The sequence below is a fragment of the Citrobacter sp. RHBSTW-00029 genome, assembly GCF_014104295.1.
GTDB classification, from domain to species: Bacteria; Pseudomonadota; Gammaproteobacteria; order Enterobacterales; family Enterobacteriaceae; genus Citrobacter; species Citrobacter youngae.
In genome coordinates this window covers 464,841-480,606 of sequence record NZ_JABXRT010000001.1, presented here as the reverse complement: position 1 = coordinate 480,606, position 15,766 = coordinate 464,841, and the positions used below count along the sequence as shown (strand labels likewise).

General features: G+C 48.0%; 13 protein-coding genes. All 13 read right to left on the bottom strand.

Annotated elements, in window-relative coordinates:
- Positions 1–18: 18 nt before the first annotated feature.
- The 13 genes from HV041_RS02380 to tctD all read right to left on the bottom strand — a co-directional run bounded on the left by HV041_RS02380 (position 19) and on the right by tctD (position 15,655).
- Entirely contained in the window at positions 19–1,410 is a 1,392-nt protein-coding gene (locus tag HV041_RS02380; protein ID WP_121584948.1) for a DUF4832 domain-containing protein, read from the bottom strand.
- Between the two features lie 31 nt (positions 1,411–1,441).
- Positions 1,442–1,849, bottom strand: a complete 408-nt coding sequence (locus tag HV041_RS02375) for a hypothetical protein (RefSeq protein WP_101742956.1) — start codon at positions 1,847–1,849, stop codon at positions 1,442–1,444.
- 2 nt (positions 1,850–1,851) lie between these two features.
- Positions 1,852–2,964: a glycosyltransferase family 4 protein gene (locus HV041_RS02370; protein WP_048212972.1), complete on the bottom strand. Its 1,113-nt coding sequence runs from the start codon at positions 2,962–2,964 to the stop codon at positions 1,852–1,854.
- A 1-nt stretch (position 2,965) separates the two neighbouring features.
- Positions 2,966–4,177 (bottom strand): glycosyltransferase family 4 protein, encoded by a 1,212-nt coding sequence (locus tag HV041_RS02365; RefSeq protein WP_182294042.1) that lies wholly within the window; start codon positions 4,175–4,177, stop codon positions 2,966–2,968.
- Between the two features lie 14 nt (positions 4,178–4,191).
- Positions 4,192–5,181 (bottom strand): glycosyltransferase, encoded by a 990-nt coding sequence (locus HV041_RS02360; protein ID WP_061068414.1) that lies wholly within the window; start codon positions 5,179–5,181, stop codon positions 4,192–4,194.
- Positions 5,171–6,556, bottom strand: coding sequence for a hypothetical protein (locus HV041_RS02355; RefSeq protein ID WP_061068415.1), 1,386 nt, complete (start codon positions 6,554–6,556; stop codon positions 5,171–5,173). Before HV041_RS02355 ends, HV041_RS02360 begins: the two co-directional genes overlap by 11 nt.
- Positions 6,553–7,764: a capsular biosynthesis protein gene (locus HV041_RS02350; protein ID WP_048212976.1), complete on the bottom strand. Its 1,212-nt coding sequence runs from the start codon at positions 7,762–7,764 to the stop codon at positions 6,553–6,555. Before HV041_RS02350 ends, HV041_RS02355 begins: the two co-directional genes overlap by 4 nt.
- On the bottom strand, positions 7,761–9,878 hold the full coding sequence (locus HV041_RS02345; protein ID WP_182294041.1) for a polysaccharide biosynthesis tyrosine autokinase: 2,118 nt from the start codon (positions 9,876–9,878) through the stop codon (positions 7,761–7,763). Before HV041_RS02345 ends, HV041_RS02350 begins: the two co-directional genes overlap by 4 nt.
- 2 nt (positions 9,879–9,880) lie before the next feature.
- The gene (locus HV041_RS02340; RefSeq protein WP_048212978.1) at positions 9,881–10,438 is read right to left on the bottom strand and encodes a polysaccharide biosynthesis/export family protein; all 558 of its coding nucleotides are present in this window, start codon (positions 10,436–10,438) and stop codon (positions 9,881–9,883) included.
- Position 10,439: 1 nt separating this feature from the next.
- On the bottom strand, positions 10,440–11,726 hold the full coding sequence (locus tag HV041_RS02335) for an outer membrane beta-barrel protein (protein ID WP_048212979.1): 1,287 nt from the start codon (positions 11,724–11,726) through the stop codon (positions 10,440–10,442).
- Complete coding sequence (locus HV041_RS02330; RefSeq protein WP_061068418.1) at positions 11,716–13,131, bottom strand: undecaprenyl-phosphate glucose phosphotransferase; 1,416 nt, start codon at positions 13,129–13,131, stop codon at positions 11,716–11,718. Before HV041_RS02330 ends, HV041_RS02335 begins: the two co-directional genes overlap by 11 nt.
- Positions 13,132–13,581: 450 nt before the next feature.
- Entirely contained in the window at positions 13,582–14,994 is a 1,413-nt protein-coding gene (locus HV041_RS02325; RefSeq protein WP_115642999.1) for a sensor histidine kinase, read from the bottom strand.
- Positions 14,981–15,655: a transcriptional regulator TctD gene (tctD, locus tag HV041_RS02320; protein WP_121584949.1), complete on the bottom strand. Its 675-nt coding sequence runs from the start codon at positions 15,653–15,655 to the stop codon at positions 14,981–14,983. The genes HV041_RS02325 and tctD overlap by 14 nt, the downstream gene beginning before the upstream one ends.
- Between the last annotated feature and the right edge of the window lie 111 nt (positions 15,656–15,766).

Genomic DNA, 15,766 nt, shown 5'->3' with positions numbered 1-15,766 from the left:
GCTCCTTACTATGGCAGGCTATTTCACCGTTACCGCAGAGACGCGATACCAACCGTTGCTCTGCTTCCCTTCATTGGCAAAGTGAATTCTTGCCGCACCGGTTTTATCCACTATCGCCGTCTCAATAGCATATTTCCCTTTCGGCAGCGTCCCGGGCATCGGCATCGGGTAACTCAGTGAGTACTTTCCGGGCAGCCAGTGACGTATATCTTCCGGGGCATTCCCTTGTGCCACCACCTTATTGGCCTCATCGACCAGACGAAATGCCAGCGTATAGGGCAAGTAAATCGGCGCGTTACCCTCATTATACCAGGTGCTTGTCAGGGTGAATTCTTGTCCACCTTCCCAGACGGACTCGTGGCTCAGAGATGCTAAGCGAAACCGATAGCCCAGTTTTGTCAGTGCTTCGTCGACAATCGGACGATACTCACGGGGCACTGTTCTCGATTTCAGGTTAATCGTACTGGTATGTTGCTTCACCGCCCAGTCAAAAATCCCCTGCACTTCCGCTCGCGTATAGTGAAACGTATTTTTCCAGTCCTGCATGTACGAGCAGATCTCAAAGCTCACTGGCGCATGTTTCCAGGCATCATTAAATCCTGAATAGCTTTTCTGTGCGGCCTGCAGCCGTTGCGGATAATCATCCGCCATATGGTTCCAGGAAGCAGAAAACACGCGGAGATCGCCCAGGCAGTCCGCACGCCAGCCTGCCCCGCGCGCGACCGCATTCGCCAGACTTTGCCCACCACTCATCAGCATGATTTTTGGCGTACTGGGGAAAGCCGTAAAATGCATCGTCACATAGCGGTCCAACTGCGCCGTGGTATAGCGCTCCAGCAATGGCTTCAGCATCGGGAAGTTGCTGTTATGCCACTCTCCCCACGACCCCACCATGCCGATATCCACGAAAGCCAGGTTCTCGTTACCATCATAGCGTTTACCCATCGCGTTCAGCAGGCGCTGGCTATATTCAATAAATAGGGGATCGTCTAAATCAGGGATAAAGGTTTTTTTGTCAGGCGTCCAGGTTCCCTTTACGCCTTTGTTAATCAACCAGTCAGGAATTTGTGAACCGGTTTCCGGCTCAGCAAGCGCCATAAACCGCAGTCCGACGTTCATCGCCGGTCGATGCGCCGCGGCATACTTAAAAGCGTCATCAACCAGTGCAAAATTGTACTGGCCTTCGACAGGCTCAAGGTCACGCCAGTAAAAGCGCTCATATTCAAAGCCGGTGTCGGGATAATCCGGCAGTCCAAGCGTTTCACCATATCCTTGATGAAAACTGGCGACCCCGATACCTGGGTTTGTCAGTGGGCCCGTCAATGCTTTGGGGGTTACGGTCGTTAATGCGGCCAATACCGTCAGCGGACAGAACAGACACAACAGCGCAGAAAACCATTTACACTTCATCGCAGTGACGCCCTCCACAGGTTTGATAACACTAGCGGTCTTTCAGGCTTAACCACCAGTCCCAGATACCAACGTGAAAATGTTGGAATACATCAATACCCAATGCGGATTTGATCATATATAGCGTCAGTAATACGCAGCAGGTGACAAACAGCGTGCCTAGCAGCAGCAAAAAAGTGAGCAACATGGTCGATAAGGTCGACTCCTGACGATGCCGCTGACGTAAGTCTCTGCCGAATAAAAAAACCAGATAAAAGCGTTTACCGAAAAATGGAAAACTTCTGCGAATATCGATCCGATGTCTTGATGCCAGAGTGCTGGCGACGATCGCTTTCTCGATCCCGTCTTTTTGTTCCGGAGTCAGTCCCTCCGATATATGCTCATCAAGTTGCGCATAAAATCGTTCGATGACGGGGGGGCGATTCTGAGGACTGGTCAAAATTAACCTATATCTTTATCAATTGAGTGATAGACATTGACTGTTTTTCTGGCAATTTCCTGCCAGTCATAATTTTGCAAATAGACACGATAGTCCACGCTATTTGCGCTGGCCCAGGCGGTTAATTTCTCAGCAAGGCTGGACAATGAGCCGACCCGAAAATAGGCCTCAGACGGCAACTGCACTTCCAAATTTGCGGGAATGTCGCTCACCACCGCCGGAAGGGAATACGACATCGCCTCCAGAAGTGCAATCGGTAGCCCTTCATGGTAGGAAGGCATAACGAACAGCCTGGCCTGCGAAAACACCGCCTGAAGTTCATCTCCCCTTAAAAATCCGGTCATCACCACGCCAGGGGTATCAGCGGCAAGTTGCTTGAGTCGAATACTGTATTCCGTTGGGTGATCTGCATCGCCAATGAGCACTAGCGGCTGTTGCAAACCACTTAGTTTGTACGCGGAGATGGCATCATGCATCCCCTTTTCTTCCACAAACCGTCCGACCACCACGAAATAGTTTTTCGCCTCGAGTCCAAAGCGGGAAAGCGTGGCATGAAGGGTTTGATCTGACAACGGACGGGGCTTATTGACGCCGTTGAAAATCAAATGCGCATCATAGCGAGCATGCTTTTTCTGAATCAGTTGGTTAATAACCTCAGAAATCACTATCACCTCATTGGCATATCTCACCGCCCAGCGTTCACCCAGCAGCAATATTTTTTTGGCGACGAATCCCCATTTTTGACGATCGTAATCAGGTCCGTGGTGGGTAAAAACCACCTTCTTACCTAACACGCGTAATAATGGGATCACCAAACCCGGTCCTATCGCATGGACATGCACAATATCAGAACGGTCGACACAGGTTCTAAACGCCGCTAAAACGGAATGCACAATCGCTTCCAGTGACCGTTTTTTGGGAGCCCATAGCGCATAGGTCTCAACTTTCTTATAAGAAGATCGTTTGTAGCTAACATACGGCGAGCGGGCGATCACACAAATATCAACGTCAAACTGTTGTTTAATCGCCGGATAAAGATTCTGGCAGTGGGTTTCCACACCGCCCAATACATCCGGAATACCGCGGGTACCAAAAACCGTTATTTTTTTACTCATTCTATGGCCTGCCCAGAAGTTCTTTATATAACGCCTGTAAGGTATCCATATGTTTGCTAAGCGCATATTTTTCACTCAGGCGTGCGCGCCCCCGTAAGCCCATGACACGAGCTTTATCCGGGTCATCAACCAGAGTATCCATCGCCTTCGCCAGTTCCTGCGCATTACCCGGCTCAAATAAAACCCCTTCAATACCGTCACGTATTTGTTCGGGGATCCCGCCAATGCGCGCCCCGATCACCGGTTTCGCGAAAGACATCGCCTCCAGCACCGCCATTGAGCAGTTTTCATAACATTCAGAGGGGAGGATCACCACACGGGCATGCTTAATGAGCTGATTGAGGGCATCCCCTTGTTGTACATAACCTAAAAACTCAGCTTCCGGGTATTTCGCCACTAACTCGTCATGCAACGGACCGTGCCCCACTATTTTCAGCGGAGCCGGGTTACGCACTTTCTGATGAGCGGCCAGCAACGTTGCCACACCCTTTTCACGGCTCAGGCGGCCGAAGTACAGTATATAACCGTCATCGACGACCTCATCGATGGGCTGGCTATCATCAACACCATTGACGATCACATCGATTCGTGATTTCGGCAACGTGCGGAGTAACACGCCGCGTAGAAAGACGCTCGGTGAAACAATGACATCCAGAGCCTGATAATTTTGGGCAATGTATTGCCAGGTCGCTTCTAACGAGAGCAGCAAGCTTTTAGAGGCAGAGCCTTCCTGGCAGCGATAGCGGAAGGCATTGAAAACGGTACCGGTGATACAGGCATCACACACCTTCCCATCGCGTAACATGGAGTATGCAGGACAGACAATCTTATAGTCGTGCGCCGTCAGCACCGTTTTACAGCCAAAATTGCGCGCCACTTTAATCAACGCCGGCGTCAACTGATGGTAAATATTATGAAAGTGAACGATATCAGGGCGTTCTTTTTGTAAAAGCGCCAGCATTTTTTTGCAGGCCTGGGTGTTATGAATAAAGTTAACCGCGGTTTTGATGCCCCCCAACAGATTACTCTCTTTATGGTAATCGACATTGCTGACGAAATAATCCGCATAATCAGAGGGGAAATTTTTCTCATGCTGCATGGAAAAATCAATGACCTGCACACCAGCCTGTTTCAGCATGTCGCGTTCTTGAAAATAAACCGTTTCCGCGCCGCCTTTGATGAAAAAAAACTTGTTAACTAATAATACTTTCATGGCGCCTGCCCCGGTTATTCATTAATGATTTTATTGCTGGGCGGAGTCAGCGGATCGCGTACCGGATAAAAAATACCTTTGATCAACCCCGCTGAACGTACGATTAAATTAATAACGCTTTGCAGCCCATCTGTTAACGAGCGGTTTTGCACAATCTTCAACAAGGCAAATGCCAGTAAGGGTAGAAGCGCAACGGCAAACACGTTGATATTAAAGGTGAGCAGCGCAACAAATAAGAGAATAAGGTAGAGCGCAAATACCGCCTCATTCCTCACGATGTTGAATGACTGGGAAAACCAGGGTTTCCCCCAACTACAACGCAAAAGCTCACCCGGAGCCTGGTAATAACCGCTGGTCCAGCGGCGCGCCAGCATCTTAAACGTCGACAGCGTGTGTGACGTATGGCTGAAGTAAGGAATATCCAAACGCCGCAGTTTATAACCCGCTTCGATTAAACGCAGACCCAGCTCAGCTTCTTCATAAGCGTGCAAATTACGGTTGGTCAGATAACCAATTTTTTCAATTGCCGACCGACGATACAGTCCACCGCCTCCCAGATGATCGCTATCGCCAAGAGGATAGATTTTATTGATCCGCTGCTTACGAGACTTAAACTCATAGTTAACGGCATCATCCATTTCGACGGTACCGGCCACCCCGGCATAGTCCGGTTCCGCCTGCAAAAAGGCAACAGCCTGGTCAATGAAGCCATCTTCCAGCTCCATATCTCCATCCATCAATAATAAATATTCCCCTTCGCTGTACAGATAGCCCAACTGATGGCCCACCCCACAACAGCGATCGCCTGGATCGGTGAGTGACACTACCGTGACGCCTTTATTGGCTGCCAACTGCTGGGTGTTATCTGTCGACAGACTGTCAGCCACAATAATTTTATGCGGATACCCGACCAACTGACGCCGAATGCTGTCGATCGTTTTCTCAATGCCTTTAGATTCGTTGAGCGTCTTAATACTCACTGAAATAAATGGCTTATTGTCCATACCATCCCCCTGCACTGCGAAGTACGGTTCGACGAATCACTAAGCTCGCCCCCAGCGATAAATAGAACAGGAACTGTAACATCGGCGTAATCATCAATATCTGGCTGTAAGGTAAGCTGATTAAACAACTGATAGCGAAAGCGTTAAACGCGGGCGCAAAGCTCAGTAACTGCAGATCCTGTTTATCCAGCTGTTCAAGCATCAATACTGGTTTTGGCTGACATACTTTCAGAATATAAATAAACAAGCCAATAAACAGCAGCGTGCCAATAATGCCAACTTCCCACAGCAGCATACTCAGCGCAGTCGAGTCTAAAATCAGGTTATAGATAATGTTCAAAAACCCAGGGGAGACCGTACTACCACTGTTTGTGGCATTAAGCCCATAGCCAAATAATGTGCCCGACAGTCCCCATAGATCGTTATTTTTTAACCAGAACAGAAACGTTGTGAAACGCCCCAACTCTCCGGTCGACATGATGTAGTTCGGATCAAAGATATAGCTCAATGAATCAATAAAAATGCTTAATGAGCCTTTTGTCGGATCGCTGCCAAAAGCGGAAGAGTAGTACCAGGCCAATATCATAATCGACAGGCCGATGAGCACCAGCATTCCTGCCACAATGATAAATAACGTCTTCAGGTTTACCTTACTGACATCTTTAACATAGCTCGGCGATATCCACACCCATGCAAGAAATATCGGTGACAGCAGGATGACAAACTTGACCTCGCCAATGATGCATAACCCTATTCCAAGGATGATATGCAGCGCTGCGGATTTAAACGTCGTAAGCCCATGCTTATATTCAGAGAGTTTCAGCAACATAATTAACAGGCAAAATAACCCCATCGCCGCCGTATTGCCGCCACCCATTGGATCTCCGCCGAATGTTCCGACCACGGAGTCCCATTTTTCATCTTCCCCGCGTACGGCCACACGCTGAGGAACAACCAGCAAAACCTGATAAATCATCACCGGGATTTGCGCATAGAACACCCAGTACAGATAGCGCGTCGCCCGATATATCTGCGATTCACGGCAAAAACCCAACAGCAAACAAACCATCACCAGCGATAACGCGATTTCGTTTTTGAAGGCCACAATTGCCACGGTGACCCCGCCCTGAATCAGGGTCGATGTTCCCGCCAGCACCAGAAAGGAAAAATACAGCGCAAGGATAATGGTTTCCTGTGCATCCAGACGCAGCGCCCCATCTCGCGTCTGCATCACCAGTAATCCCACCATCAGCAATGTCAGGAAAAACGGGATCCACAACACGGACTGCATGCCGGTGAAATACTGCACCAGACCACACAGGATCAGCGTTATAAAGGTGTAGACCTGTAAATAATTTCCGGTATTCAGTGTCATGGCGTCACCGGCTTGTTTTTCAGGAGATTGGCCCGCTTGTTCATTTTCAGGTAAATGAACGCATAGCGAATAAATGTCAGTGAAGAGAACAATATTACTGACGCCGCATAATCATGGTAAAAATAGGGAACGACCACAAACGCCAGTAGCACAATCGCCAACTGTTCAAGTTGGATACGCAGAAAATAGCGGTGCGAGCCAAAAATAAGCTCAATCACCGTTAAAGGACTTATCGCCAGCGCCGGGAACAAATAGGGCAGCATGTAGCGCGACGTCTCAATGGAGTTAATCCAGTCTTCGCTAAAACCCAGGCGCATCACAATGGGATAGAAAATAAAGACGCCTAAGGTACAGACAACCCCCAGCACTAGCAGCAGCATACGCACCTTCGTATACTCCTGATAATTGAAGGTGTTATTTCTAAAGTCGATGGACCATTTAGAAAAAATGGTATTGCGTACCGCGTTGCCGATAATCACTACCGGTGCCAGACAGAACCGGCTTACAACGGAAAAATACCCCGCCGTCAGCGCCGAAAACCAGAAGTTAATCAGCATAATAGGCAAGTTACTGCTCGCCATTGCCAGCACCTCAGCACTACCAACTTTAGTGATATGATGAATATTCTGTTTAAAAAATCGTAAATTACTTGCCGGGCGCAAATGCTGCGACGTCACCGAACGAATATCAAACGAATGAAAAATACAGCTAGTGGTCAGCAAAATCATGGCGCAGGCCCACGACCAGTAAAATGTCTGTACCTGGTGCGTGAGCAGTACCGAGAGCACCACCACCACGGAGACAGAAATACGCTGAAAGATTAGAAAATAAAAGTTGGCTGTCCGCAGCGATAAGTTTTCCGATATTAACGCCCACGCCGTTGAAAGCGTCAGCAAATAGAGAAACAGTATGTTCTGGTGAAACAACCACGCGGTCAGGACGGCATACGGTAACGCAATGAGCGCGCTTTGCAGCAAACAGAACACCACATTTTGCGCCAGCTCGTCATCCTGCTGTTTGGGAATCAACAGCTGTGAGGCAAAGGTACACACCTGTGCCCCCACCACCGCGATACTGTAGTTGAGCGCATACAGCCCAACCTCTGCCATATCGTACTTATGTGAGATCAACCAGATAGACAGCGCACCAATCAGCTGCGAAACGACTGATGAACTGGCTATCGTAGAAGCGCTCTTCAGTAAACTCATACACGACCTGGCGTAGTCATCAGTTGGTCAGTATTGAAGTTCAATGAGCGCAACCCTTCCTGCGTTTCAAGGTTTTTTTCTTCGACCGCATTCAACACTGCGCCAATCACCACGCCCTGATAATCCTCAATCTTATCCAGTGCGCTGGCGATATTCTCCGCAGAACCGGTTCCGGCTTTCACGATAAAGATAACCCCATCAACGGCTCGTTTGATCAGTTGGATATCCTGACTTTGATTCACCGCTGCAACGTCAATAATAATGCGTTGATACTGCGACTTCAGTTCGCGCATCACGGGTTCAACGCGCTCTGACGACAGCATCAGTAACGAGGAAATAGTCGTCTTACCGTGGGGAATGAAATCAAGATTTTCAGTGATCTTAACCCGTACCTTTTCAAGTGGAGCCTCTCCCTGCAACAGCTCCGCCACACCAGCAGAAGTCGCTGATGCCAGTTCAGAAGACAGGCCGTTGGTATTGAAGAAATCAGCATCAATAAGCAACGTTTTCTGATCGAAGCTGAATGAACTGGCCAACAGATTCGCCAACAGGGAGCGCCCTTCACCCTGCTCCGCCGAAGTAATAGCGACCGTCTGCAGCGATCGATTATCCAGCATAATTCGGGTGCGAATACCGTGGATGATATCGGCATTCAGCGGGTTCTTCAGTATCATATCCCGAACCTGCGCGCGTCCCGAAGTGCCGGTAAACCGACGAATTTCGCCCAATGGCTCGACATTGAGACGTTTCTTCAGACGGCTCAGGGTACTAATTGAATTATCCATTGCCGCTTTGACGATGAAATACATGATGCTGAATACCACAACCAGCATCACCACCATCACGAGCAGCAACGATTTATTCGGCTTAGACGGCTTTAACGGGGGAACGGCTGGATCATACAGCACCGCATCCGCATTAACCCCGGACAGCGACAATTCCTGAGTCCGCTGATAAAGCGTCTTATACAGATCTTCCATTTTATCTAACGCCAATTTTTGGCTGTTCCAGGCATCCCGTTTTGATGCCATCTTCTGGAAGATCTCTTTTTGCTCAGCAACCTGCTGCTGGTAATTCTTTTCATCGGCCAGCGCAGCCAAATACTGCTGACGTAAGCCAAGTTTTAACTCACCCAGTACCCGACCCGTTTGATTTTGGATTGATTGCACATCGGCTTCTGCTTTTAAAATATTGGCACTTTTAGGCCCATACACTTTGCGCAGTTCCGACAACGTGCGCTGCGCCTGAATCAGCGCAATGCGTAAATCCTGAATTTGCGCATGATCAGAAACTGATGGCAGCGAAATGATATCGCCTGAAGATTTCCCTCGGCTATTTACTTCATTATAAACAGACTCCGCGGCGACACGGCGTTGGGTCGCATCGGCAAGACGGTTGGTCACAATGCTTAACTGCTCTGTTTCAAAACCATCAATACCACGGAAGGTCAGCAGCCCAGAGTTTTTCAGGTAGCTATCCATTTCCTCTTTTTGTTTCGCTATCGATTTCTGAATCTCTTCCATTTTTTCAAAGTTGAGATTGCGAGCCTGCTCTGCTTTCAGGCGCTTTTGTTCTACCGTGTAGTTGATAAAGGCCTGAGCGACACCATTGGCTATCTCAGCTGAAAGTTGAGGCGAGGAAGATTCATAAGAAATAGAGGCCAGATTAGTGGTACGGATACCGATGACCTTCAGATCTTTCGACAATGTTTTCAGCGCCTGATCAACCCTCAGTTGCTGATCTTCACTACCAGAGCCGGGCTTCACCCCGGTAAAATCCGGTTTTTCATCCAGCTTCAGATCGCGGACCGCCTGCTCGAGGATAATGCGTGACTGCATCAGCGCATATTGCGTTTCGTAATATCCACTACGCGTTGAATCAAAACCATCCACCTGTGGAAACGGCGAAACGTTATCAGCTTGTGCCTTAATCAGCACCGTCGCCGTCGAGACATATTTTGATGACATCATGCTGATCAAGGGATACGCCACTACCCCGGCAATAATGCCGGCCAGCGCGATTTTCCAGGCATTCTTTTTCAGTTCTTTGGCAAAGCGGGAGAAATCGACGGAGTTTTCTCGTTGCTTGCCGTTTTCCACTATAGATAGTTTCATCGTTAGAAGAACCCCATGCCAATAATCACGACATCCCCAGGACGAACAGAGTGCGTTAAATCAACATTCTCAAGTAGCTGATTACTACCGGAGAGGCGAATGTTGATATCTTTGCGATCTGCACGGTCAGTAAATCCTCCCGCCTGAGCAATAGCTTTCTCTACGGTAAGTCCCGGCTCCCAGGCGAATCCATTCGGGCTTTTTACTTCCCCTGACACGTAGAATTTGCGGAACTCGGCAAGACTCACGGTCACCATGGGATTAACCATGTACCCGTTGCGCAAGCGTTGAGTTAATTCAATATTCACCTGTTCTGGTGTTTTATCTTTTAAACCCAGCACGCCGATATAAGGGAAGTTTATTGTTCCACTCTTATCCACGATAAATTTCATCGTCATTTCGGGTTCCCCGTAAACAACGATATTGACAGTATCCCCCGCCCCAATTCGGTAATCCTCTGCCACCGCAGCAGGATCGTCCATTAATGGTGGCCTGGACGTTGTGCATCCGACCAACAGGATACTGAATAGCAAAAACGCGCACAGTTCTATTATTTTCATTTTAGATCTGAACCTTAGCTTTAAGCATAATCATAGAATTATCATAACCCAACGTTCTAATGACTTCCTTACTGTCGTCGGGACCGATATAAAACGAATCAGTATCCTTATTTGAATTCAAGGTATCTAATTGATATTTAATCTCAAAATTGACAGACGGCGTGTAGTCATAGCTCATGGTTACACTAAATACACCATTTTTATCATGTCGATCCTTGTTCTGTTTTTTATAGTCTTCCGTGGTGTATGAGTAGTCCAGCAAAGTAGAAAAACGATTGCCCAGCCAGAAATGCTGGTAAGAAATCCCATACTCAGTCACTAAGATATACCCCCCAACTTCCGAGGGATCTTTAATACTTTGAGCAGAATGGGCGGTGAAGACTGACTGATTTAACGGCTTCCACTCCCCCTTTATATCCCAGTTTAGACCATTAAAATCACTCGAGTTTGCGGCATTTTCAAATGTTTTGTACAGCCATGAAATATTCATGTCGACGTTGGTTTTCCCCGTCAACTGCGATTTCAGACCGTAAAGCAAATAGTATTCATTACTGTCTTTTTCTGAGTTGTTATCATAGTGACGCTGATTAGTAATAAAACTATAGCGAAAGCGCGTTCTGGAGGTGTATTGGTCAAAAATTTCAGCCACCAGACTATTTTCATGCCATTCCTGCTGCTGAATATAATTGTAAAAATCCGGGCTGGTATCCTGCACATCCGAGGTATTCCCGAACGTCAGTTTTTTATACAACAGTGCCAGTTCCGCTTTGCCGCGTCCATCTGGTGCGCCATAGCTATAGCGCAACTCACTGTTGATAAAATTATTCGTCAGCGGAGAGTTAATTCCATACTGGCGGAACTGGTTCGGCAAAAAGCCCTCTGTGATATCGCGGCCGCGAGATTCATGCCCAATTGAATCTTCCAGATTCAGGGTTAAGCCGTGCATTTGCCCATAACGCCAGGCACCGTTAAAACGGAAAAAATGGTCGTTATAGTTATCGGCAGAATCGCTTGAGTAGTTACGATAATCGCCTGAATACATTAGCAAATACTTATCCTGTCCGCGCTCACCGATCATACTAAACACAGGTGCCGCGCTCTGGAACGCTGAACCTATCGCATCGCGGTTATGGGGCTGATAAGTTACGTTATCATCATAACCGTAATCCACAGCAGCTTGGCCCTGGAAGTCGATCCCCGCAAAGCCAATGTGTGATTTCGGTGTTAGATCAGCCCATGCGGACTGCGATATCACGATTCCGGTAATAACTATTAATTTAGTATGCATTCTTACCGACAAATCCTTTGAAAATAGTTTTAATAATAATTTTTATATCCAGCCATAACGACCAGTTTTGAATATATTCAATATCATACTGAACGCGCTTTTCCATCTTATAAAGTGCATCGATTTCCCCACGGAAACCGTTAATCTGCGCAAGCCCGGTGATCCCCGGCTTAACTTTATGGCGGATCATGTAATTTTCGACCTGTTTGCGGTACTGTTCATTATGCGTAACCGCATGAGGTCTGGGACCGACAATAGACATACTTCCCTGCAATACATTAATGAATTGCGGGAGTTCATCAAGAGAGGTGCGTCGCAAGAAACTACCAAATTTTGTCACGCGCGGATCATTCTTAGTGGCCTGGATAACCGTATCGGAATTCTCCATAACTCGCATCGAGCGAAACTTCCATACCTTAATTTTTTGTCCGCTCAGGCCGTATCGATCTTGTTTGAAAAACACCGGACCACGGGAGGTAAGTTTAATACCAATAGCTATCGCTAACATCAGTGAGGAGATCATCACCATAATGATGCTACCGAGAATCAGGTCTTCCGCACGTTTAATAAATGAACCGGCCCCTTCAAACGGTGAGCTAAAGATGCCAATGGTTTGCAGGTTGTGGATCGAGCGCAGCTTGGACATATTGTTACTGTAGGTATAAAAATCAGGAACAATATAGGTATCTACCGTGGTATCCGACATCATGGCCAAAAAGTGACGAATACGATGTAATGCCACCATCGGCAATGCGATATAGATCTCGTCGATATTCCCTTGCTTAGCCTCTTCAACCAGATTAATGACAGGACCGCGAAAGGGACTTTTTATCTTATCCACGATATCACCACAGCGGGACAACGCGCGTTCATCATAAAAAGCCAAATCTAATTTGATATTGGAGTATTCAGCTATCAATGCATTTTCTGCTGCCACGCCGTTGTCGGTAAGACCAATAATCGCCACACGAATGTTTTTTTTCGTTGAATATTTAAAAATGAAAAAACGAATAAAATAAAGAAAAGGTAAAGGAATGAAATACCAGTAAACAATAGGGGATAAAAATGACGGTGTCAGACTTGTCAGGTATCCAAGTGACTCCGGTTCGGCCACCGTCATGCTGATCACTTCGTTGAACGAGATTGCCAGCAGCGTACAGAAAAGCAGCCGTTTTTGGTTACGTATGCCGATGGTTTTTATCTTCTGCTGGTACATTTTTGTGTATTCAGCAAGCAACAGGAAAAACACTGAGAAGAGGATGCTAAGAATGACAATGGTCTTAAACGGCACCATATTTAACAGATGGGCGCTAAAAATTAACGTAATATTGATTACAATAAAATCGACCAGCTTTAAAAAGACTGGATATCCTTGACTGCTAATCTTTAGCGAATTTTTAAGCATATCTCAGCCCATTATTTATTGATATTTAATTGTTTTTTTCTCTTTTCATGTTGCTAATTATATCACAAGTCTAAAAAACGCAATGGTACATTGTCAGTAAATGTAAAAAATAATGTTGACTAGTGTGACTATCACCCACGTTCCATTTATATCATTATGATTTTTATCATTAATTTATGAATGAACGTTTTATCGCCACCGCCAAAAAAGATGAGAATTTACAACACAACCGTTATTGACAGATAGCATTTTGTAGACTATGAAAAGCCGTTATATGTATGACGAATAGCATAAATCGTTTCTCTTTTTCCCCTAAATAGCCGTTGAAATTAATTAACTGCACCGCAATACAAATAAAATCAATAAATCACTTTCCGTTATTATTAATAATGATCGGCTTTCTTATCTGTAATTTTCTTAAGAATAATCTGCACCAGTGAAATAAAGATATCAGTTCGTGATGCTTAAAAATCGTACTCGTACGCTCAGTCCTCCTAACGTATCGCTGCGCGACAACTGCGGGTGTGTACGGTGTAGACGCGCAATATCGTTGACCAGAGCCAGGCCTATCCCTGCCCCCGGGACGTTGCCGACGTTATCCAGACGATGAAAGGGCTGTAACGCCTGATGCACCTGTTGTGCATCAATACCTGGCCCGCTATCTTCAACCACCAGCACCACAGCTTCTCCCTCGCACATTAAACGCGCCGTCACCACGCCCTGCGCTGGCGTATATTTCAGCGCATTATCCAGCAGATTTCCGCACAGTTCACCGAGTAGCACCTCATCCCCTTCAATCCACAGCGCCTCCTGCTTCCCTTCATACCCCAGATCGATAGCTTTACTGCGCGCCTGCGCCAGACGGGTAAAACAGCTGGTTTGCACCACGTCATACAGATTAACGGGCGAAAAGTGCCTTTCCCCTTGCTCTTTACGCTTCACCGCTGAAAGCTGTAACAACCTTTCCGTCAGTTGAATAGTGTTATCCAGCGTTGAACTCATCGCCTGTAAGCTTTCATACCATTGCTGCGGTTGTGGGCTCGCCAAAGCCACTGCCGCCTGCGTTTTTAGCACTGCCAGTGGTGTTTTGAGCTGATGGGAAGCATCTGCGCTGAAGCGTTCCTGGCGGGAGATAAGCCCTCGCAGTCGATCGATATAGCGGTTGAACGCGACAATCAGCAAACGGGTTTCCGACCACGGCAGCAGCTCAGGCAGCGGCGTCAGTAGCCCCGGCTCACGACGCACCATCAGCGAAGACAGCTGGCGCATCGGGCGTAACACCCGGCGCAGCAGCCAGCCGACCAGAACCAAAGTGAGCAGCACCAGCAGCCCTTGTGAAACCCACGAGGAAAACAGCAGCTGTCGCGCCAGATAGCGCCGCGATTGCAGCGTTTCGGCGACATAAATTTCAGCCATGCCGACAATACCGCCCTCATTGACCGGCTGGAGCAGGCGTGCCACGCGGATCGCCTCACCGCGATATTCCGTGTGATAAAACCACGCTAACGCCGGATACAGCCGGGTACGCGAGGTCGCGGGCGGCATGGCCGGTAAATCGTCATAACCCGAGATAACCTTCCCCGCCGGATCGACCACCTTGTAATACAGCCTGTCGTTCATGTTCAGTTCAAAGCTGTCCAGTACCACCCACGGCACGTTGACTTCCAGGTGTTTATTGCGCACCACCAGCCGCTCAGAAACCGTTCTGGCCGATGAGAGCAGTGTCCGGTCATACGCCTGCGTCGCGGCCTGTAATGCGCTAACGTAGCTGTTAAACGCCGAGAGTCCCCACAGCAACAGCAGCGGTAGCCCCAGAAACATCAGCAGTTGCAGGTACAACGACTGGGGCTTAACCCATCTCATCGCAGCGTTCCAGCACATAACCCAGGCCGCGCAGCGTGGCTATACGCACGTCGCTCCCTTGCAGTTTCTTCCGCAACCGATGGATATACAGCTCAATGCTTTCGGGGCTGACCTCATCGCTCAAACTGAACACCTGCTCAAACAACTGTTGACGTGAAACCGGACGCAGTCGACGGTACATCAGGACTGTCAGTAGAGCCTGCTCACGCGGCGTAAGCGCCAACGGTTGTCCTTGCAACAGAAAGTAACCTTCATCATGAAACGCTAACTCCCCCAGTTGCTGTATCCCTTGCACCTGGCCTGCGCTACGCCGCAGCAAGGCCCGCAGCCGGGCATCAAGCTCTTCAAGCTCAAACGGCTTAGCCAGATAATCATCGGCCCCGACGTTCAGTCCCTTCACCCGATCGGCTACCGCGCTGCGCGCCGTCAGCAACAAAACCGGCAGCGTCTGCCCGCGTTTGCGTAGGCGCTGGACGACTTCCAGACCATCCAACCCCGGCATGTTGATATCCAGTACCGCCAGCGCGTAGGTTTCACTGTGTAAAAGATGATCGGCCGACTGGCCATCAAACACGCAGTCAACGGCAAAACCGTTTTGCACCAGCGCTTTCTCCAGCCAGTGAGCTAACTCACGGTTATCTTCCGCTAATAAGAGACGCATATCACATCCTGTAAAGTTTCTGCCGCATTGAAAGGGAATTGAAAGGTTAATGTTTTAACAATCACGCAACCGAACTGCTACACATCGGCTCACATAATCACAAAAATCTTC

What these genes read in the sequence shown, in the direction of transcription:
- tctD (WP_121584949.1), bottom strand. Translation starts at nt 15,655, where the DNA reads ATGCGTCTCTTATTAGCGGAAGATAACCGTGAGTTAGCTCACTGGCTG.
- HV041_RS02380 (WP_121584948.1), bottom strand. Translation starts at nt 1,410, where the DNA reads ATGAAGTGTAAATGGTTTTCTGCGCTGTTGTGTCTGTTCTGTCCGCTG.
- HV041_RS02345 (WP_182294041.1), bottom strand. Translation starts at nt 9,878, where the DNA reads ATGAAACTATCTATAGTGGAAAACGGCAAGCAACGAGAAAACTCCGTC.
- HV041_RS02340 (WP_048212978.1), bottom strand. Translation starts at nt 10,438, where the DNA reads ATGAAAATAATAGAACTGTGCGCGTTTTTGCTATTCAGTATCCTGTTG.
- HV041_RS02330 (WP_061068418.1), bottom strand. Translation starts at nt 13,131, where the DNA reads ATGCTTAAAAATTCGCTAAAGATTAGCAGTCAAGGATATCCAGTCTTT.
- HV041_RS02360 (WP_061068414.1), bottom strand. Translation starts at nt 5,181, where the DNA reads ATGGACAATAAGCCATTTATTTCAGTGAGTATTAAGACGCTCAACGAA.
- HV041_RS02335 (WP_048212979.1), bottom strand. Translation starts at nt 11,726, where the DNA reads ATGCATACTAAATTAATAGTTATTACCGGAATCGTGATATCGCAGTCC.
- HV041_RS02370 (WP_048212972.1), bottom strand. Translation starts at nt 2,964, where the DNA reads ATGAGTAAAAAAATAACGGTTTTTGGTACCCGCGGTATTCCGGATGTA.
- HV041_RS02325 (WP_115642999.1), bottom strand. Translation starts at nt 14,994, where the DNA reads ATGAGATGGGTTAAGCCCCAGTCGTTGTACCTGCAACTGCTGATGTTT.
- HV041_RS02350 (WP_048212976.1), bottom strand. Translation starts at nt 7,764, where the DNA reads ATGAGTTTACTGAAGAGCGCTTCTACGATAGCCAGTTCATCAGTCGTT.
- HV041_RS02365 (WP_182294042.1), bottom strand. Translation starts at nt 4,177, where the DNA reads ATGAAAGTATTATTAGTTAACAAGTTTTTTTTCATCAAAGGCGGCGCG.
- HV041_RS02355 (WP_061068415.1), bottom strand. Translation starts at nt 6,556, where the DNA reads ATGACACTGAATACCGGAAATTATTTACAGGTCTACACCTTTATAACG.